This is a genomic window from Sphaerisporangium sp. NPDC051017 (assembly GCF_040683095.1).
Lineage (GTDB): Bacteria > Actinomycetota > Actinomycetes > Streptosporangiales > Streptosporangiaceae > Sphaerisporangium.
Map to the genome: position 1 here is coordinate 63,766 of NZ_JBFBCI010000014.1, position 18,401 is coordinate 82,166.

General features: G+C 71.6%; 17 protein-coding genes. 10 read left to right on the forward strand and 7 right to left on the reverse strand.

The window, feature by feature from the left end; genetic code table 11:
• Positions 1-201: 201 nt before the first annotated feature.
• Positions 202-1,638, forward strand: coding sequence for a hypothetical protein (locus AB0M95_RS14720; RefSeq protein ID WP_363763817.1), 1,437 nt, complete (start codon positions 202-204; stop codon positions 1,636-1,638).
• Here the strand turns inward: AB0M95_RS14720 and AB0M95_RS14725 are convergent.
• The 3 genes from AB0M95_RS14725 to AB0M95_RS14735 are packed head-to-tail and all read right to left on the reverse strand — an operon-like array spanning position 1,523 to position 3,677.
• Positions 1,523-2,347, reverse strand: coding sequence for a hypothetical protein (locus tag AB0M95_RS14725; protein WP_363763820.1), 825 nt, complete (start codon positions 2,345-2,347; stop codon positions 1,523-1,525). The genes AB0M95_RS14720 and AB0M95_RS14725 overlap by 116 nt on opposite strands.
• Positions 2,347-3,003: a hypothetical protein gene (locus AB0M95_RS14730; protein WP_363763822.1), complete on the reverse strand. Its 657-nt coding sequence runs from the start codon at positions 3,001-3,003 to the stop codon at positions 2,347-2,349. Before AB0M95_RS14730 ends, AB0M95_RS14725 begins: the two co-directional genes overlap by 1 nt.
• A complete protein-coding gene (locus AB0M95_RS14735) occupies positions 3,003-3,677 on the reverse strand; it encodes a hypothetical protein (RefSeq protein WP_363763825.1) in 675 nt (224 codons plus the stop codon). The genes AB0M95_RS14730 and AB0M95_RS14735 overlap by 1 nt, the downstream gene beginning before the upstream one ends.
• 347 nt (positions 3,678-4,024) lie before the next feature.
• Between AB0M95_RS14735 and AB0M95_RS14740 the strand changes: the two genes are divergently transcribed.
• The 4 genes from AB0M95_RS14740 to AB0M95_RS14755 all read left to right on the forward strand — a co-directional run bounded on the left by AB0M95_RS14740 (position 4,025) and on the right by AB0M95_RS14755 (position 11,185).
• Positions 4,025-5,959, forward strand: coding sequence for a hypothetical protein (locus AB0M95_RS14740; protein WP_363763827.1), 1,935 nt, complete (start codon positions 4,025-4,027; stop codon positions 5,957-5,959).
• A gap of 62 nt (positions 5,960-6,021) precedes the next feature.
• Positions 6,022-9,108 (forward strand): ATP-binding protein, encoded by a 3,087-nt coding sequence (locus tag AB0M95_RS14745; protein WP_363763830.1) that lies wholly within the window; start codon positions 6,022-6,024, stop codon positions 9,106-9,108.
• Between the two features lie 144 nt (positions 9,109-9,252).
• Positions 9,253-10,482 carry a MurT ligase domain-containing protein gene (locus tag AB0M95_RS14750; protein ID WP_363763833.1) on the forward strand — a complete coding sequence of 410 codons (1,230 nt, stop codon included), beginning with the start codon at positions 9,253-9,255 and terminating at the stop codon, positions 10,480-10,482.
• The gene (locus AB0M95_RS14755; RefSeq protein WP_358525763.1) at positions 10,472-11,185 is read left to right on the forward strand and encodes a glutamine amidotransferase; all 714 of its coding nucleotides are present in this window, start codon (positions 10,472-10,474) and stop codon (positions 11,183-11,185) included. The genes AB0M95_RS14750 and AB0M95_RS14755 overlap by 11 nt, the downstream gene beginning before the upstream one ends.
• A 127-nt stretch (positions 11,186-11,312) precedes the next feature.
• Here AB0M95_RS14755 and AB0M95_RS14760 read toward each other — a convergent pair whose 3' ends face one another.
• Positions 11,313-11,675, reverse strand: a complete 363-nt coding sequence (locus AB0M95_RS14760; RefSeq protein WP_363763836.1) for a DsrE family protein — start codon at positions 11,673-11,675, stop codon at positions 11,313-11,315.
• A gap of 99 nt (positions 11,676-11,774) precedes the next feature.
• On the opposite strand from AB0M95_RS14760, the gene AB0M95_RS14765 reads away from it, so the two are divergent.
• From AB0M95_RS14765 to AB0M95_RS14780, 4 genes are all read left to right on the forward strand, one after another.
• Positions 11,775-12,275, forward strand: a complete 501-nt coding sequence (locus AB0M95_RS14765; RefSeq protein WP_358525759.1) for an FABP family protein — start codon at positions 11,775-11,777, stop codon at positions 12,273-12,275.
• Positions 12,276-12,684: 409 nt separating this feature from the next.
• Complete coding sequence (locus AB0M95_RS14770; RefSeq protein WP_363763839.1) at positions 12,685-13,176, forward strand: Fur family transcriptional regulator; 492 nt, start codon at positions 12,685-12,687, stop codon at positions 13,174-13,176.
• A gap of 51 nt (positions 13,177-13,227) precedes the next feature.
• On the forward strand, positions 13,228-13,374 hold the full coding sequence (locus AB0M95_RS14775; RefSeq protein WP_363763841.1) for a hypothetical protein: 147 nt from the start codon (positions 13,228-13,230) through the stop codon (positions 13,372-13,374).
• A 77-nt stretch (positions 13,375-13,451) separates the two neighbouring features.
• Positions 13,452-14,513: a folate-binding protein gene (locus AB0M95_RS14780; RefSeq protein ID WP_363763844.1), complete on the forward strand. Its 1,062-nt coding sequence runs from the start codon at positions 13,452-13,454 to the stop codon at positions 14,511-14,513.
• Between the two features lie 113 nt (positions 14,514-14,626).
• Here the strand turns inward: AB0M95_RS14780 and dtd are convergent, their stop codons facing one another.
• Positions 14,627-15,052: a D-aminoacyl-tRNA deacylase gene (gene dtd, locus AB0M95_RS14785; protein WP_363763847.1), complete on the reverse strand. Its 426-nt coding sequence runs from the start codon at positions 15,050-15,052 to the stop codon at positions 14,627-14,629.
• A 95-nt stretch (positions 15,053-15,147) separates the two neighbouring features.
• On the opposite strand from dtd, the gene AB0M95_RS14790 reads away from it, so the two are divergent.
• Positions 15,148-16,107 carry an asparaginase gene (locus AB0M95_RS14790; RefSeq protein ID WP_363764013.1) on the forward strand — a complete coding sequence of 320 codons (960 nt, stop codon included), beginning with the start codon at positions 15,148-15,150 and terminating at the stop codon, positions 16,105-16,107.
• A 32-nt stretch (positions 16,108-16,139) separates the two neighbouring features.
• Here the strand turns inward: AB0M95_RS14790 and AB0M95_RS14795 are convergent, their stop codons facing one another.
• The gene (locus AB0M95_RS14795; protein ID WP_363763850.1) at positions 16,140-17,780 is read right to left on the reverse strand and encodes a DUF2207 domain-containing protein; all 1,641 of its coding nucleotides are present in this window, start codon (positions 17,778-17,780) and stop codon (positions 16,140-16,142) included.
• An 87-nt stretch (positions 17,781-17,867) separates the two neighbouring features.
• The gene (locus tag AB0M95_RS14800; protein WP_358525746.1) at positions 17,868-18,194 is read right to left on the reverse strand and encodes a DUF2516 family protein; all 327 of its coding nucleotides are present in this window, start codon (positions 18,192-18,194) and stop codon (positions 17,868-17,870) included.
• Between the last annotated feature and the right edge of the window lie 207 nt (positions 18,195-18,401).

The window sequence follows — 18,401 nt, forward strand, 5'->3', positions numbered from 1 at the left end:
GCTGAACCCAACGAAAAGGCCGGTGTCCCCGCGTGGGGGACGCCGGCCTTTCGCGTGTCGGGTGGCGTGGAGGAGCGCCGGCCCCGCCCGGCCGTCCGGGAAACGCGGCCGCCGGACGTCCGTTTCGGCGCCCTTGAAATAGGCCCGCGCTTCGCCTGATGCTGCTGCGGGTTCCGGGAGGCCGTCGATAGGATGCACCGGATGTCCGAATCCCTCCGTACGCAGAGCACCCCCGACACCCCACGGGTCCCTTACGCACCGTCCGTATGGTCGCTGCCCTGGCAGACGCTGCGGCTGGCCGGGCGCTGTGCCCTGCCGCTGGTGATGTGGTACTCGGCGGGGCAGCTCGTACGGTTCGGCCTGCTCGTCGGCGGCACCGAGATCTCGCACGGCTCCATGCCCGACCTGCGGCTGGCGCTGACGATGCTGATCTTCATCATCATGGTCCTGGCCGGCCTGATCGTCAGCGCGGGCATGTTCTCCTCTCTGCGCGGCTCTCTGTGGGAGATGCGGGCCCGGCGCGTGGACGGCGACGAGCCGGAGCGCTTCGTCGACGGCATCGGGCGGGTCATCATCCCGTTCGTCGTCCTCTACCTGAGCTGGGGCTGGTACTCCCAGGACGCGCGCGACTTCCTGAACACCGACATCGCGCGGCAGAGCACGGAGTACGGCAAGCTGGGCGCCTGGGGAGACTTCGGGACGGGACAGGGCCACGGCACGGCCGAGGGGCTCACCTCGCTCAACTTCACCGTCACGTTCGCCATCATGATCGTGGCCTTCGTCGGGCGCTACTTCCTGACCATCTGGTACGAGCGCAACCGGAGCCGCGTCGCAGCCCTTTCCGTCGCCTTCTGCGAGCTCTCCTTCTTCTACTACGGCGTGCAGGTCGTCGTCTCGCGCGGCGACTGGGTGAGCGGCCGGGCCGCCTTCGGCTGGTGGCAGGACTGGCTCACGACCATGGAACTGCACGTCCCCGGATGGGAGACGTTCTGGGGGCTGGTCGGCGAGGTGCGGCCGTACGTCTGGGACGCGCTCGTGCTGCCCGCCGCCTGGCTGACCGTCGCCATCCTCATGTACGGCGCCTACGCCGAGGACGCCGGCACCGTGATCAGGGGCACCCGGCTGGAGGACCCCGCGGCGCAGGCCGGGCAGAGGATCACCGTGCGCACCCACTCCCTCACCCGCCGGACGCTCGGCCGGTTCTTCGGCCGCTGGGGGCACTGGGTGCCGATCGCGCACACTCTGCGTCTCACCGTCCGGGGTGGCGCGCCCCTGTTCGGGCTGTTCGCGCTGTGCTTCGCCGCCCTGCACGTCGGCGAGGGGTACGCGCGGCGGGGGCTGCACTACCTGGTGGGGAACGACCACCCCTACCTGTACTGGGAGGTGCTGAACGTCCCCATCGGCTTCGCCGTCGACCTGGTCGTGGCGGTGCTGACGACCTGCCTGCTGGCGGCGACGTTCGACATCGCCGCCGGAGCCGAGCGCAGGCGCAGGGCCGCCGAGGTCGGCGCGGCCGGCGCGGTCAGCGGGCGAAGCGCAGAGACGGCCCGGACTGGTTCTTCCCCGCGTACTCGTTCTGCCACATCACCAGCTCCACTTGGTCCTCCACTGCCTTCGGGACCGCGCTCATCAAGGTGAAGCGGCCGGTCTTCCCGGCGCCCAGGTCCTCGGGGGTCTTGGCCGCCAGCGCCAGCCAGAGGCGGCCCGCCTTGTCGCTCAGGTAGAAGCCCGGCGGCGTGGTCGACAGGTACTTGGCGTCGGCGTTCAGGCCGGTGGCCTCCACCTCGATCTGCATCATCTCCCGGTCGGGCGTCTCCGGGGTCTGGTACTGCGACGGCGCGACCGCGACGCCGACCAGCCGCCACGTGGCGTCCGCGAGAGGCGCCGACTGCCCCTGGGCGACGTGGCGCACGGTGGGCGGGGGGTTGTTCTGCTCGTACCGGCTGCTGGAGTCGTACCAGGTCACGCCCACGTAGGCCAAGGTGAGGATCAGCGCGCCGCAGAACTGAAGGCCGACCTTCACCGGCCTGGACATCGGGCGCCTACGGCGGTGGGAGGGCCCGGAGGACTCCGGCGCGGGGGCCGGGGGCTCGGGAGCGGGCGCTGGCGGCGTGACGGGAGCGGACGGAGGGGCGGGGGGCGGCCACGCCTGCGGCTGGTAGGTGGGCCTGGCGTCGATGACGGGAATCGGCACGGTCGAACTGCCCGGCGGCTCGTGCGGTGTGGGAGGGGGAGGCCAGACCCGCGCGTCGGGCCGAGGGACGCGCCTGGACGGCCTGAACCACGAGGGCTCGCCGGCGGCGGGGTGCCGCCACACGCCGGTGTCGTCGGGGTTCTGCTCGGTCATCAGCCGGTCACCTCGTAGACGTCCTTGGCGGCGCCGATCATCCGCCCTGCCTCGGTCGCGTCCAGCCCGAGGTCGGCGGACACCTCGGAGACCCAGTCGTCGCCGAAGAGCGTCTGCGGCTCCCTGACGACGACGCGCGCGCCCGCGACCCGATCCTTCGGCACCTCGAAGAAGTAGAGGCCCGACCGCCACCAGCCCGGCTGCACCCACTTCTCGGAGAAGGTCGCGCCCGGGGGGACGCGGTCCGTCGGGTCGAACCGCAGGCCGTCGGCGGTGAGCAGGTACGCGGCGAGCTGGACGGGCCGGCGGGGCGCGGTGGCGCCGACCTTGACGATCATGAAGATCCGGTCCGTCGTGGCCTCGTCGGTCGCGTAGGTCTTCTTGATCCGTATCGTCCTGGCGAACTCCACCCGTTCCAGCCGGGCCGAGAACGTGTCGGTGACGAGTTCGTCGTGCATGCCGCCGGAGACCGTCAGCGGCGCCCTGAGCCGGTCGGCGTCGAGCACGAACGTCTGCACATACACGGCGCCGCACACCAGGGCCAGGCCGAGGACGGCGGCGAGCAGCCTGCGCCACAGGGGCACGCGGCGGCGGCGCGGTGGTGCGGGCGCCGGACGGGAGGGAGCGTCCGGGACCAGTCCAGGCGAGGTGACCATCACGCGGCCTCCACCCTGACGGGCATGGTGATCTTCGCGCCCACGACCGGGAGGCTGCTTTCTCTCCTGCCCCTCTTCCGGTCCTCGGCGGTCGGGGGCCCCAGTTCGATGACCGGCATCCACTCATGCGTCTTGGAGAAGAAGCTTTCGTACCACTCGTAGGTGCCCGCATCGATCTGTACCGTCTTGGGGGTCGGTGCGGCGTCGGGCAGCTCGAAGGACATCACGACCGTCTCGGGCACGTCCGGGTGGAGCTGGTAATAGGCCTTGTCCCCGGCGATCACCACCACGCGGGGGCCGCGGTCGCCCGGGTCGGAGGCGGGCATGATGGTCTTTCCGTCGGCCCGCACCACGATCAGCGCGGTGGTCATCCCCTCGGCCTGTATGGTGCTCTTCGACTGGTTGGTGACCTTCAGGATGAGCTGCAGGTAGCGCTTGTCGGGGACGCCGAGCCCGATCCGGCCGGGGCGGACCACCGCGTCCTCGAAGACCGTCTTCATCTTGCCCTGGTCGAACGTCGCGCCCTTGCCGAGTTGCTCGGCCTTGGGCTCGGGCGCGTCCTCCAGCCCGCCGAAGGCCGCGCTGACCCCTATGGCCGCCGCCGCCAGGACGGCCAGGACGGGGACGAGGATCGGCCGTCTGCGCGGGGCGTCGGGAGGGGCGGCGGACGTCATGGGACAGGATGGTAGCCGCTGCTTCTTCCCCTTCCGCCTCATTCGTCCCATGCGAGTGGGATTCGCGGGGAGAAAGCCCAGGAAGGCGCTCGTCGCGGCAAAGATGCTTCAAGCAATGGTGAGCGTTCCGGGCGTCCATGCCGACCTATCCCATTTGCCCCTTTTGTCCTATTAACGGGGGGTGAGGGCGAGGAATTCGGGCCGAATGACGAGAACCCTGTCCGAATGCGAGGGACACCTCATACGCTGTCACAGTTGGAGAGCCGACCACGCGGCACGAGCGGCACGATACGGTCGTGGTTCCCCGGCGAGCGCGACCATTGACAGGTGGAGGTCCGGTGGCGGACGTGCACCCAGAGCATGCGCAGCTGCAAGCTGATCGGATCTATCTGGGCTGGCAGTACGCGATGCTGTATCCAGAGCCCGGCCCGCCGCCCAAGCGCCCCTCGCCCGAGGACATCCCCGAGGAGGCCGCGGAGGTCGACCCCAACTGGGTGCGCCGCGAGCGCCTCAAGGAGGACCTGCTCAACCGTCCCATGAAGATCGTCGGCGTCTTCATGCTCGTCCTCGCGATCCTCATGGTCATCCTCGGCGTCACCGAGACCATGGACTGGACGTTCGTGACCGCCGGGCTCGTCGTCACCTGCGGCGTCGCGGCGATCTGCTGGTACGCCGTCCACCAGGGCGAGCGCGCGCTGCGCTCCCGCATCAAGGAGCAGGAGGCCCGCGCCGACGACCGGCGCAGGCGCCGCGAGCGCGAGCTCCACACCGCCCAGGAGCAGCACGCCGAGCGCTACCGCGCGTGGGCCGCCAAGAAGGAGCAGCACGACCGGCAGCTCACCTGGTACGCCGTCGCGGTCCCCGACGAGATCGACCGCATCGACGTCGCCGGCGGTACCCTGCCCGGCTGGTCGGCCCTCATCACGCTGCTCGGCGCCACCCGGCTGTACAGCGGCGGCCACCTCACCGTCCTGGACCTGTCCGAGGGCGCCATCGCCAAGGACCTCATCGAGCTGGCCCGGCGCGGCGGCGACGACCCGCTGGTGTGGGTGCTGCCCACCGACCTGCCGCGGCTCGACCTCGGCGCCACGCTGCCGCCCGAGGCGTTCGCCGACGTCCTCGCGCACGTCGTCAGCGTCAGCGAGGAGCACCGCACCACCCGCGACCTGAGCTTCGACAACGCGATCCTGGAGCGGGTGCTCGAAGTCCTCGGCGAGAACGCCACGATCAACCAGGTCACCGCCGCCCTGCGCGCCCTCGCCCAGGTCGGCGACCCGCGCGACGACCTGCGGTGCGGCCTGCTCACCGCCACCCAGCTCGAACGCATCGGCACCCTGTTCGGCCGGGGCGTCACCGACCGCGTCGTCATCGAACGCGCCTGGGCCCTTGAGTCTCAGCTCCGCAAGCTGGAGACCCTGGGCTCGGAGGCGGTGCGGCTGCCGCCCGCGCGGCTGCGCGTCGTGTCGATGGACCGCCAGGCCGGGGTCTTCGGCAACCGCGTCCTCGGCACGTACGTCGCGACCGCGCTCACGCACATCCTGCGCCAGTCCCCGGCCTCCGAGCGGCCCTGGTACCACACGATCATCGTCGCGGGCGCGGACAAGCTGCGCGGCGACGTCCTGGACCGGCTCATGGACGCCTGCGAGACCTCCCAGACCGGCCTCGTGCTCACCTACCGCTCGCTCACCCCGACCGTCCGGGAACGCCTCGGCCGGGGCCACGCCGCCGTCGCGTTCATGCGGCTCGGCAACGCCGAGGACGCCCGGGTGGCCAGCGAGCACATGGGCACCGAGCATCGCCTGGAACTGGCCCAGCTCACCGAGACCATCAGCCCGGCCGTGGACGGTCTCAACGGCTCCTACACCTCCACCGTCGGCGACGACGCGGGCCGGGGCGGCGCCGAGGACCACGAGAAGGCCGAGGGCGACCTCAAGGAGAGCATCACCGAGTCCACCGAGTGGGGGCGCAGCGCCAGGAAGGCCCTCGGCGAGGAGCGCGTGATGCACCGCAGCCGCGAGTTCCTGGTCGAGCCGCACCAACTGCAGCAGCTCCCCACCACATCGGTGATCGTCACCCACGCCACGGCCGAGGGACGCCAGGTACGGCTCGCCGACGCCAACCCGGCCATCCTCACCTTCCCCAAGACCACCTTGGGGGAGTTCGAGGAGGTACGCCGGGTCCTGATGCCGCCCGAGCGGCCCGAGCCGGACTCCGAGGAGGACCTGTTCGCCCCCAATCTGGGCCCGCCGCCCGAGCGCCTGGACTGGAGGAGAACGCATTGAACAGGTAATCCCCTGGCAAACGTCGGTGGCATAAGGGATTTGGGCTTGATATGCAGGCAAGCGTGTCCTCCGCAGCGCCCAGCGCGCCGTTCCCGCTGAGCGGTCCGTGGTACCGCATCCAAGCGATCACCGCGCCCTCGCGCAGTTCGTCCGCCGAGTGGGACTTCGTCACCGTCCTGCCCGCCGTGCTCTCCGCCGCCCAGCGCAACCGGCCCTTCGTCATCGGCTGGCTGTCCCGGGGATCCGGCGCGCCGCTCGAGCTGATCACCAACGCCGGCCCGCTCACACCGCCGCGCCCGCCCCGCCGCGCCTCCACCGCCACCGTCGAGGGGCCGCCGCAGGGGCCGCAGCCGCTGCTGTTCCCCGGCGGCGCGCGCGGCGTCGGGATCGGCGACGACTGGCTGGCCGACCTCGCCGACCTGACCTGGACGCCCTGTCCCGGCCGCCAGGCGCCGCCGCTCAGCGGGCGCAGGGAGCCCGGCCCCGACGACCTGCTGCGGCCCACCCTGTTCGAGTCGACGCTGGTCACGCTGATGTCCCGCCCGTTCGCCTGGCTGGTCGTGGCCGAGCCCACCGACCTGCTCGACGCCGAGGTCGCCCACCTGCGCACCCAGCTCAACGTGCTGCGCCAGTACGGCGACGCCTCCGAGCGCAGCCGGTACGACGCCGAGCGGGCCGAGCGGCGCATGCAGGAGCTCGACGCCTTCCGCGAGGCGGGGCTGTGGAACGTCCGCGTCCTGGCCGGCGCGGCGGGCCCCGACGAGCTGCGGCAGATCGCGCCCGTGCTGGTCGGCTCGGTCGAGATGAGCCATCACCCCTACCGGCTGCGCAGCGCCCTGTCGCTGCCGATCCTCGCCGGGTTCGGGCGCTCCACCACCGTCGAGCCGGTGTACGGCTTCGCCGAGGTGCTCGGCGTCACCCTGCAGGACCCCTCCGACGGCGCCGCCGCTCCCTTCGCCGCGACCGCGGGAGCGCTCGCCGCCCTCGCCGGGCTGCCCCGCCGCGAGGTGCCGGGCGTCCGTGTCCTCGACGCCGGGTTCTTCGACGTGACCAGCGAGGCCGACGTCCGCAGCACCGGCGAGCCCGTCCTCGACCTCGGCGCGATCATCGACGGGCAGGACCGCGCGGTCGGCTCGTTCCGCGTGCCGCTGGCCACGCTCAACCGGCACGCCTTCGTCACCGGCGCCACCGGCTCGGGCAAGTCGCAGACCGTCCGCCACCTGCTCGAACAGCTCACCGAGGCCGGCATCCCGTGGCTCGCGATCGAGCCCGCCAAGTCGGAGTACGCCGCGATGGCCGGGCGCGTCGGCCACCTCGCGCCGCTGACGGTGATCAACCCGTCCGCGCCGGACAACGTGCCGTTCAGCGTCAACCCCCTCGCCCCCGAGCCCGGCTACCCGGTGCAGGCGCACATCGACATGGTCAGGGCCCTGTTCATGGCGGCCTTCGACGCCGAGGAACCGTTTCCGCAGATCATGTCGCTGGCGCTCCAGCGGGTGTACGAGGCCAACGGGTGGGACGTCGTCACCGGCGGCGGCATCCCCGGCGCGGCCGTTCAACCGGCCGTGCCCACGCTGGCCCAGTTACAGACCCACGCCCTGGAGGTGATCCAGGAGATCGGGTACGGCAACGAGGTGCAGGCCGACGTCGAGGGCTTCATCAGCCTGCGGCTGCGAAGCCTGCGGGTCGGCTCGGCGGGGCGGTTCTTCGAGGGCGGCCACCCCGCCGACATCGGGGGCCTGTTACAACGCAACGTCGTCTTCGCCATCGAGGACGTCGCCAACGACGAGGACAAGGCGTTCCTCATGGGCACGCTGATCATCCGCATCGTCGAGCACCTGCGGATGCGCGCCCGCCAAGAGAAGGCCAAAGGACTCCAGCATGTCATCGTGATCGAGGAGGCCCACCGGCTGCTGCGCGACCGCGGCTCCCAGCGGGCCGCCACCCACGCCGTCGAGCTGCTCGCCGGGATGCTCGCCGAGATCCGCGCCTACGGCGAGGGCATCGTCGTCGCCGAGCAGATCCCCACCAAGCTCATCGCCGACGTCGTGAAGAACACCGCGCTCAAGGTCGTCCACCGCCTGCCCGCCGAGGACGACCGCAGGCTCGTCGGAGCCGCCATCAACCTGAGCGAGGAACAGTCCCGCCAGGTCGTCTCCCTGCAGCCCGGCATCGCCGCCGTCTTCGCCGACGGCATGGACCGCCCGCTGCGCATCCAGGTACCCCTCGGCGAGGACCGTGAGCACACCCTGCTCAGCCCCACCCCGCCGATCCGCGGACGCCGCTCGGCCGCGTGCGGGCACGAGTGCGTCGAGGGCAAGGCGTGCACGCTGTTCGAGCTGCGCGAGGCCGACCTGCTCGCCGACGCCCCCGAGTGGGCGTGGCTGCGCATCTGGACCGACACCGTGGTGCTCGCCTTCTGCGCCAACCGGTCCCTGCCCGGCGTGCCGCGCGTGCTCGCCGACACCTGGGCCGAGCTGCCGCCGCGCCGCCGCGAATGCCTGCTCGCCACGCTCGTCGAACGCGCGGTGGCCGCCCGGGCGTGGTCGCTGCGCACCTTCTACGACCCCGCGCTGCTCACGGTGAAGGCCGCCGAGGTCGCGGCGGCGCTGCTCACCCCCTCGCCCGGCACGCGGCCGCCCGCGGGGGAGCGCATGGGCGCCGCGTGGGTGATCCCGCAGGTCCGCTGGCTGCACGAGGTCGATCGGCTGTTCCCGTACGGGCACCAGGCGCCGAACCCGGGCAGCCCGGCCCCGGCCATGGAGTACGCCCTGTTCGGCGCCGACCCCGCCGGCCGTCCGTCCCCGCGTCCCGCCGGAAACGGCCAGACCTCCCCGGACGGCGCCCCGGCCCGCACCGAGCTGCTCGGCCACCGCGCCAAGGCACTGCGCCACCACCCGCTGTCGATGGAGATCGAACGCAACCGCACGCTCGCCTGGCGGGTGCTGCTCGGCGACGACGAGCACGAGGGCATCGAGGAGGACTACGGCACCGTCGCCCTCGGCGTCGAGCCCCGCGACCGGATGCGCCACATCGCCCAGACGATGGGCGCGGCCTGGCTGGAGACCGTCCTGTCCTGGCCGGGCCGGTTCGTCATGACGTTCGAGGAAGGCGCGGACAAGGACGCGAAGCTCTCCTTCACCGACTGACCCGAACCCGCCGAGCGGAGCGAGGCCATAGGCAGGTTCGGGGCCGCCCAAAAGGCGCGCCCCGAACCCGCCGTGCCGGAGGCGCGGCCATGAACACAGCTTGGGTTGAGTGTTCATCGGGCGGGCCGCACTAGGATCTCGGGCATGACCCAGCTACCGCTGCGGGCTCAGCTCGCGACCGCCCTCGGGCGTACGGCTGCCACCCTGTCCCGGGTGACCGGGCGTGGCGACGGATCGGTGATCGGTGGGCGCGTCGGGCTGATGCTTGAGCCGGACCTGCTGCGCAAGCTGGCCGCCGACCGTAAGCTCGTGCTGGTCAGCGCCACCAACGGTAAGACGACGACCACCCGGTTGATCACCTCGGCCCTGCAGGAGATCGGGGAGGTCGCCACCAACGCGTTCGGCGCCAACATGCCCGCCGGCCACGTCTCCGCGCTCTCCCAGGCCAAGCAGGCGCCGCTGGCGGTCCTGGAGGTCGACGAGAAGTACCTCCCCGAGGTCCTCGACACGACCGGCGCCTCCGTCGTCTGCCTGATGAACCTCAGCCGCGACCAGATGGACCGCGCGGCCGAGATCTGGCTGCTGGCTCAGAAGTGGCAGCGCGCGCTCACCGGCACCGACACGCACGTCATCGCCAACTGCGACGACCCGCTGGTCGCCTGGGGCGCCTCGACCGCCGCCCGGGTGACGTGGGTGTCGTGCGGGCAGCCCTGGAAGGAAGACTCCTGGTGCTGCCCCCGCTGCGGCGGCCCGCTCGACCGCAAGGGCGACGACTGGGCGTGCCGCGAGTGCTCCTTCCGCCGCCCCGAGCCCGCGTGGGTGCTGGACGACGACGCGGTGATCGACCCCCGGCGGCAGCGCTGGGTGCTCGACCTGCAACTGCCCGGCCGGGCTAACCGCGCCAACGCCGCCATCGCCCTGGCCACCGCCGAGGCCTTCGGCCTGCCCGTCGAGCGGGCGCTGCCCCGATTGCGCGAGGTCCGTTCGGTGGCCGGCCGCTACACCACCGTCGAGCGGGACGGGCGGTCGCTGCGGCTGCTGCTCGCCAAGAACCCCGCCGGGTGGCTGGAGGCGTTCGAGGTCTCCGATCCCGGGCTGCCCATCATCCTGTCGGTCAACGCCCAGGGGCCCGACGGCCGTGACACCTCGTGGCTGTGGGACGTCGACTACCGCATCCTGCGCGGCCGCCCGGTGTACGTCACCGGCGAGCGGCGGCTCGACCTGGCGCTGCGGCTGCACGTCGCCGAGGTGCCCTTCCAGCTCTGCGAGACGTTCGACGACGCCGTGGTCCGCCAGGCGCCCGGCAACATCGACGTGATCGCCAACTACACAGCGTTCCAGCAGATTCGAGCGGAGTTCGGCCGTGCCGTCTGACAGCGCCCTGCGCCTCGTGTGGATCTACCCCGACCTGCTCAGCACGTACGGCGACCAGGGTAACGTCCTGATCCTCGAACAGCGTGCCCGTAAGCGGGGCATCCCGGTCGAGACGATCTACGTCCGCTCGGCCGACCCTGTGCCCGACTCGGGGGACATCTACCTCATCGGCGGCGGTGAGGACCGCCCGCAGATCCTCGCCGCCGAGCGCCTGCGCCGCGACGGCGGGCTCGCCCGGGCCATCGACCGCGGGGCGTCCCTGCTGGCCGTCTGCGCGGGCTACCAGATCATGGGCTCGGTGTTCGGCGGGGAGGAAGGCCAGCCGGTGGCGGGCATCGGCCTGCTCGACATCCAGAGCTCCCGTGGCCCCGCCCGCGCCGTGGGCGAGCTGGCCGCCGAGGTCGACACCGGCCTCGGCGGGCACATGCTCACCGGCTTCGAGAACCACATGGGCGTGACGCGGCTCGGGCCCGGTGTGCGTCCCCTGTCACGCACCGTGGTCGGCACGGGCAACGGCGACGGCACCGAGGGCTGCCACGCCGGCAAGATCGTCGGCACCTACCTGCACGGGCCGGCGCTGGCCCGTAACCCCTGGCTCGCCGACGTGTTCCTGGGCTGGACGGTGGGGCGGCTCGCGCCGATCGAGGACGCCTGGTACGACCGGCTCCGTGACGAGCGCCTGAAGGCCGTCCTGCCCCACTGACGTCCGTCCGGGCCGCCTAGGCCGTCTGGGCCGCCGGGCCGTCCGTGTCGCCGTGTCCCGGGGACGGCCCGGGTTCGGGCGGCGTTCACGGCCCGGCTCGGCCGGTCGTCCAGGTGGAGCCGGCCGGTCAGTAGACCAGGGCCTGGACGCCCTCGCCGAGCGCCTCCTCCACGAACGTCGGGGCGCCGGCGATGCGCACGCCCTCGATCAGGTCCTCCTGATTGATGCCGCGTCGGGCCGCGCACTGCGTGCACACCGTCACCGTGCCCCCGGCGAGCACCGCGTCCAGCAGGTCGGTCAGGGGGACGGCCTCCGGAAGGGTGAACTCCTTCGCCCGCCCGGGGAGGCCGTACCACGCCGACTCGCCGGTGAGCCACAGGGAGACGGGCACGCCGCTCGCGAGCGCGGCGGCGGCCACCGTGAAAGCCTGGTTGCAACGCTCGGGGGCATCAGAACCGGCCGTCACTTTTATCACCATTGATCGTGCCATGATCTGAGCCTATGCGGCGCGGACGGCGATCCACCAGGCTCAATGCCGTGCCGGTGTCGGCGGCACGGGTTTCGTCCCGGGCATTTAGGCTCATGTGCCATGGAGTCCCAGTCACTGCAACCCGACCTGCATCCGGACCTTGAGCCGATCGCCTTCCTCCTCGGCAGGTGGGAGGGCGCCGGCGTCGGCGGCTACCCGACGATCGAAAGCTTCCGGTTCGGGCAGGAGATCACGTTCGAGCACAACGGCAAGCCGTTCCTGAGCTACGTCAGCAAGACGTGGCTGCTCGACGACGAGGGCACGATGGTGCGCCCGCTCGCCACCGAGTCGGGGTTCTGGCGGGCGCGGCCGGAACGCCAGCTCGAAGTGCTGCTGTCCCACCCGACCGGCATCGTCGAGATCTACATCGGCGAGGTCGTGTTCCACAAGATCGAGCTGCGCACGGACGTCGTCGCCCGCGTCGAGAGCGCCAAGGAGTACACGGCGGGCCACCGGCTCTACGGCCTGGTCAGCGGCAACCTGATGTACGCCTACGACATGGCCGCCGAAGGCCACCCGCTGACCTCACACCTGTCCGCGGAACTCAAAAAGGTCGGCTGACCTGGAAGCCGACCCGGAAACAGAAAGAACCCCGGGCGTGCTCCGTCTCATGGCGAGACGGGCCGGCTGGACCAAGGGGGAAGGAAAAATCCTCTGCCCCCGCCGGCTGCCCGGGGTTCCGGTGTCTGCGTTGAATTCGCCGGACGCCGCCAGTGCCCCGAGGGGGGCACGACGTCTGGACGGAAGGTCCGGACTTGGCGATGTCCTAGCGGACAGCCACCTCGCTAGCCCAATAATGATCAACCATTGTTTGGACCACCTCCCTTCTGCGTGCTTGGAAGGCTATGCGAGCCCTCCCGCACAGGCAAGCGATTAATCCCGCCCCCACCTACACTCCCGCCCCTCCGTCCCACCCCTGAGATCTCGCGAGGGATCTCGCCGCGAGGCCGATGCTCGTAGACTCGGACCCATGACCGGGAGCCGGCAGCCATCGCGAACCTCGACGTCATCGACGCCCTCCGCGCCGGAGGCGGCGTCGACGTCGCCAGGGCCGCCCACGTGGCACGAGGAGCTCCGCGCCCGCGGTTACCGGGTCACCCCGCAGCGGCAGCTCGTGCTGGAGGCGGTGACCAAGCTCGGCCACGCCACCCCCGAGGACATCTGCGCCGAGGTCCAGGAGACCGCCAGGGGTGTCAACATCTCGACCGTCTACCGCACGCTCGAACTGCTCGAACAGCTCGGAATGGTCACCCACACCCACCTCGGCCACGGCGCCCCCACCTACCACCTCGCCAGCGAGGCCGACCACGTCCACCTGGTCTGCCGCGGCTGCGGCGAGATCACCGAGGTCAGCCCCGACCTGGTAGGCGGCCTGGTCTCGACCCTGGACGAAGAACTCGGCTTCGAAACCGACGTCCAACACCTGACCATCTTCGGCCGCTGCCAAAACTGCCGCCCCTGACCGCCTCGTCTGTACGCGTGCCGGGATGCATTGGAAGGGACCCTCTGGCTGATGGAGGCCGATGAAAGCCTGGATCAACCGGATACTGAGGGAAGCGACCGGCGGTTGTCGTTCATCGGCACCCTGAACTCCGGGGTCGGCGATCTGGCGGAACGCCATGAAGAAATCCTTCGCGAGGGGTTGAATCGTCCAGTGTGACGCTCCTCCTTGATATGGGCCCCTTGGTTGGGCCCCTCTGGGGAGTGGGAACCGGGGCGGGGCAATAGCCTTGAGGCATGCGAAGTCCTCTGCTGGACAGGTCGGGTGCGGTGGCCGCCGAGACGCCCGACGAGACCGTGGCCGCGCACTACGGGGAGCCGTACGCCGAGCAGCGTGCGCTGGCGGCCGGGCGGGCCGTGGTCGATCGGAGCGACCGTGAGGTCATCAGGATCACGGGGGCCGATCGGCTGAAATGGCTGAACGACCTCAGCTCGCAGAAGCTCGACACGCTCGCGCCCGGGGTTCCCGCGCAGACGTTGTTCCTGGACCCGCAGGGCCGGGTGGAGCATCATCTGACGCTCGTGGACGATGGCACGTCGGTGTGGGGGCATGTCGAGCCGGGGGCGTCCGCCGCGCTCATCGCCTACCTGGAGAAGATGCGGTTCATGCTGCGCATCGAGGTCACCGACGAGACCTCCGCGTACGCCGTGGTGACCGTCGCGCCCCCGCGCCCCGCCGGCTCCGCGGACGAGCCCGCGACGGTCTCGGTTCCGGAGGGGGCCATCGCGATCGGCGGAGATCTGCTGGTGCCGCGGGAGCGGCTGGCGGACCTTCCCGAGGAACTCGGGCTGCGGCCGGCCGGGTTGTGGGCGTACGAGGCGCTGCGGGTGGAGGCTCACCTGCCGCGGGCCGGGTTCGAGACCGATCACAAGGCCATCCCGCACGAGGTCGGCTGGATCGGCGCGGCCGTCCACCTCGCCAAGGGCTGCTACCGGGGGCAGGAGACGGTCGCCCGGGTGCACAATCTCGGTCACCCGCCGCGTCGCCTGGTGTTCCTGCACCTGGACGGCAGCGTCGACATCCTGCCGCCGCACGGCGCGCCTGTCACGCTCGGCGCGGGGACGACGGGAGAGGGGGACGTGGAGGACGGCGCGCGGCCGGGGCAGATCGGCTTCGTCGGCACCTCGGCCCGCCACCACGAGCTCGGCCCGATCGCCCTCGCCGTGGTGAAGCGCACGGTTCCGGTGGACGCCGTGCTGCTGGCGGGCGGGGTCACGGCGTCGCAGGAGGTCATCGTGCCGCCGGACGCCGGCCGTAACGTGACGATCGACCCGGCCCTGCGCCGTCGAATCCGCTGACCGACCGCCCGGCGAAACTCGACGGAAGTTCGACCGTCCGCGCCTGATCGGCGCGAGCCCGCTCGGCCGATCGGTGGCCGGAGGGCGGTCGGCCGTCGAATGCCGCCGGACTGTCAGATGTCGATGACCAAGGTGATCGGGCCGTCGTTGACGAGGTGGACCTTCATGTCCGCGCCGAAGACGCCGGTCTCGACGCGCGCGCCGAGTTTCCGCAGCTCGGCGATCACGGCGTCGACCAGCGGCTCGGCCACGGGGCCCGGCGCCGCCGCCTGCCAGGTGGGGCGCCGGCCCTTCCTGGCGTCGCCGTAGAGCGTGAACTGGCTGACGACCAGCAGCGGCGCGCCGATGTCCGAGCACGACTTCTCGCCGGACAGGATGCGCAGCCCCCACAGCTTGGCGGCCAGGCGCGCGGCCTCGCCGGGGCCGTCGTCGTGGGTCACGCCCACCAGGACGAGCAGACCGGGCTCGTCGATCGCCCCCACCGTCCGCCCGTCGACCACCACCGACGCGGACGTCACCCGCTGAACCACCGCACGCATGGTCCCTGATTCTCCCATCCCTGGAGAGTCCCGGCGGCCCGGCGGGCGTCCGTAAACTCGGGGGCGAAAGGAGAGAAAAGTTGTCATTCGAGCCTTTGGTCGTTGAAGTCGTCCGTTCCGGATTTGTGGAATCCGTCCACCATGCGTGGGTATTCGCGGTGGACGCCAAGGGATCGCCGGTCGCCGTTCACGGCGACGTCGCCGCGGCCGCCTCGCCCCGGTCCTCGATGAAGCCCCTGCAGGTGCTCGGCATGCTCCGCGCGGGCCTCGGTCTCGAGGACGAGTTGCTGGCCCTGGCCTGCGCCAGCCACTCGGGCGAGGACTTCCACGTCGCGGGGGTCTCCAAGATCCTCCTGGGCGCCGGGCTCGACAAGAGCGCGCTGCTGTGCCCCGAAGACCTTCCCGGCGACACCGAGACCGCGCACCAGGTGCTCCGCGCGGGCGGCGGACCCGCCCGCGTCACCATGAACTGCTCCGGCAAGCACGCCGCCATGCTCGCCACGTGCGTGATCAACGAGTGGCCGACCGGCGACTACCTCCACCCCGCCCATCCCCTCCAGCGGACGATCCGCGCCACCGTCGAGGAGCTGACCGGCGAGCGCGTCGCCGCGACCGGCGTGGACGGTTGCGGCGCGCCGCTGTTCTTCGCGTCCATGGCCGGGGTCGCCCGCGCGTTCCGCGCGTTCACCCTCGCCGCGCCCGGCACCCACGAGCGGCGCGTCGCGGACGCCATGCGCGCCCACCCGGTGTGGACCTCCGGGACGTCCCGGCCCGAGGCCGCGCTGATGCGGGCGGTCCCCGGGCTGATGCTCAAGGCGGGCGCCGAGGCGTTCGACGCCTTCGCCTACGAGGACGGACGCGCGGCCACCGTCAAGATCGTGGACGGTGGCCAGCGGGCGCGCGTCCCGGTGACGGTCGCCGCGCTGCGGGCGCTCGGCCTCGGGGTGGACTCCGCCGAGCTGGACGCCCTCGCCAGCCCGCCGCAGTACGGCGGCGGCCGCCCGGTCGGCGAGGTCCGCGTCCGCGGGGAGGTCCGCCTGCGCGGCGAAGTCTGAGGCCGCGGAACGTCGGCGTGAGCGGCCGGTGATCAGATCGAGCGGCGGAACGGGCGGGAGGCCGAGATCGCGCCCGAGGTGGTCAGGGTGAAGGTGCGCATCGAGTCGGCGAACTTGGACAGGTCCCACTCGGCGGGGCCCTGGTACCAGTACAGGTGGTCGACGCGCTGCCCGTCGCCGTCGATCGAGGAGACCACGCGCGCCCACCGGTCCACGTTGTCGAAGACCACGGCGTAGGGCAGGTAGCGCGAGAACAGCTCGATCCGCTGCGCGGGGGGAACGTCGCCGATCTCGCCCGCCGCGAGGTAGTCGCGGAAGCCGAGCGTGTGGGCCAGGGCCGTGGAGCCGCGTACGGTCTTGGCCGGCATGTACTGCCCGCCCACCGACAGCGCCGCACCGGCGATGATCACGGCCAGCCCGAGCAGGCCGTACGTCGTGAACCAGGCGAGCAGGACGGTGGCCAGCACGCCCACGCCGACGACGATCACTCCGAGCGTGGTCCAGCGGGTGCGGACGGAGTCGGGGCGCCGCGCGAACCAGCCCTGGGCGACGACGTCGCGGTACAGCGCGTCGCGCACCTTGCCGAGCCCCGAGGCGAACGAGCCGTGCAGGTGCGACAGCAGGACGGCGTCGCGCCCGTCGAAGATCGCCTGGTGCAGCGCCCGCTCGTAGTCGAGCAGCTCGCCCAGGGGGGCCTCCGGCACCTTGACCAGCAGCCAGTCGGGGGCGTCGTACGCGCCGCGCGGTTGCTCGTCGATGCGGATGTACCCGCGCACGGCCAGGTCGACGATGCTGGCGGTCACGTCCACCACGTCGGCCTGCTCGTCGATCAGCGTGCCGATCTGCCCCGGGCGGACGCCGTCGGGCGGGGCGAACCGGCCGTCGCGCAGCGGGGTGACCACGCCGCCGGACTCGCTGTCGATGATGCGCGCGTCCCGGCCCCGCGTGCGGTACAGCAGCGCGAGGCCGCCGAGCAGCAGCACCAGCAGCCCGGCGAGCGCGCCGCCGGTGACGGGGCTGAGCGTGAACGCCCCGGCGAGCTCGAAGCGCCGTTCCAGGATGGGCGCGCCGCGGCTCGTCCCCTTGGGGAAGCCGGCGACGATGGTGAAGGCCTGTCCGGCGCCGAGGTTCTGCTGCTGGAACTCGGCGCTGCCGCCGGTCTCGTCGAGCATCGCGGCCGAGGTGCAGCCGGTGGCCGAGGTGATGTCCCCGGCGAAGCAGGAGAGGTTCGTCATGGGGGCCGGGCCGGACAGCGTGACGACGGCGTCCTTGACGGGGGCCGACCAGCCGTTGACGACGTACCAGCGCAGTTCCTCGGTGCCGTCGCTGAGCGGGGTGACGGCGCCCGCCACGTCGTACTCGATCGTGGCCTTGCCGGAGCCCTTCAATGTGATGGTGTCGCCGGACAGAGCGCCGTCGCCCGTGAAGCCGGTGACGCGGTAGAGCCGGTCGTTGGCGTCGTCGTGGCGGGTGCGGGTGAGCAGCGTGCGCCGGACCTGTCCCGTATAGGAGATCTGCTCCTTGACGTGCAGCGCGCCGTCGGGGCGCAGCTCCACGGTGACGTCCGTTCTGTTCACGCTGTCCGCCTCGGCGTGGGCCGGGAGGGCGGCGAGGACGCTCAGCGCGATCAGGATCGCGGGCGCGAGCGTCAGCCGACGGGCGAGATCAACCATGGCGTGTGAGCCTAGCGGTCCACGGCGTCCCAGGAGGGGCGCATCACCAATGCCCACGAACGGGACAGTCCGGACGGGATCAGCGGCTCACCAGGGCCCGTACGGGCCGCTGTTGCCGCCTTTGCCGATGTCCTTGACGGCGGGCTTCACGTCGGCCAGGTAGATGCCCGAGCCGATGACCGAGGCGATCGTGAAGATGCTCAGCACCGAGAGGTACTGCACGGCCGCGGCGAACGAGAACAGGGTGGCGAAGCCGAGGATCAGCAGCCAGAGCTGCTTGCTGAGCTTGCCCGCGACCGCGAACGCGCGGGCGGGCGTCCTGATCGCGTGCACCATGGCCCAGACGCACATGACGAACGCCGCGATGGCGAGCAGCCAGAATATGAGATTCAGGACGCCGTGTACTCCGAACATCGCCTCTCCCAGGTGTCATGCGTTCGGCCAGGTTCAGCCTAGCCCCGGACAGGAAGGCGCTCGAACGGGCCTCGACGATCATCGTGACCTCATCTGAACGCGGCGGCGCGGGGGTTCGACGCCGAGCCGTCCCCTGGGACAACGCACGCGGCCCGCCCCGGGTTCCGGGACGGGCCGCGCCCGCATCGTCACGACCGCTCCCGCGAC

Bases quoted from the DNA above. Each gene is read 5' to 3' on its own strand.
- AB0M95_RS14750 (WP_363763833.1), top strand. From the start codon at position 9,253: ATGACCCAGCTACCGCTGCGGGCTCAGCTCGCGACCGCCCTCGGGCGT.
- AB0M95_RS14760 (WP_363763836.1), bottom strand. From the start codon at position 11,675: ATGGCACGATCAATGGTGATAAAAGTGACGGCCGGTTCTGATGCCCCC.
- AB0M95_RS14770 (WP_363763839.1), top strand. From the start codon at position 12,685: ATGACCGGGAGCCGGCAGCCATCGCGAACCTCGACGTCATCGACGCCC.
- AB0M95_RS14730 (WP_363763822.1), bottom strand. From the start codon at position 3,003: ATGGTCACCTCGCCTGGACTGGTCCCGGACGCTCCCTCCCGTCCGGCG.
- AB0M95_RS14735 (WP_363763825.1), bottom strand. From the start codon at position 3,677: ATGACGTCCGCCGCCCCTCCCGACGCCCCGCGCAGACGGCCGATCCTC.
- AB0M95_RS14800 (WP_358525746.1), bottom strand. From the start codon at position 18,194: ATGTTCGGAGTACACGGCGTCCTGAATCTCATATTCTGGCTGCTCGCC.
- AB0M95_RS14780 (WP_363763844.1), top strand. From the start codon at position 13,452: ATGCGAAGTCCTCTGCTGGACAGGTCGGGTGCGGTGGCCGCCGAGACG.
- AB0M95_RS14765 (WP_358525759.1), top strand. From the start codon at position 11,775: ATGGAGTCCCAGTCACTGCAACCCGACCTGCATCCGGACCTTGAGCCG.
- AB0M95_RS14720 (WP_363763817.1), top strand. From the start codon at position 202: ATGTCCGAATCCCTCCGTACGCAGAGCACCCCCGACACCCCACGGGTC.
- AB0M95_RS14725 (WP_363763820.1), bottom strand. From the start codon at position 2,347: ATGACCGAGCAGAACCCCGACGACACCGGCGTGTGGCGGCACCCCGCC.
- dtd (WP_363763847.1), bottom strand. From the start codon at position 15,052: ATGCGTGCGGTGGTTCAGCGGGTGACGTCCGCGTCGGTGGTGGTCGAC.
- AB0M95_RS14795 (WP_363763850.1), bottom strand. From the start codon at position 17,780: ATGGTTGATCTCGCCCGTCGGCTGACGCTCGCGCCCGCGATCCTGATC.
- AB0M95_RS14775 (WP_363763841.1), top strand. From the start codon at position 13,228: ATGGAGGCCGATGAAAGCCTGGATCAACCGGATACTGAGGGAAGCGAC.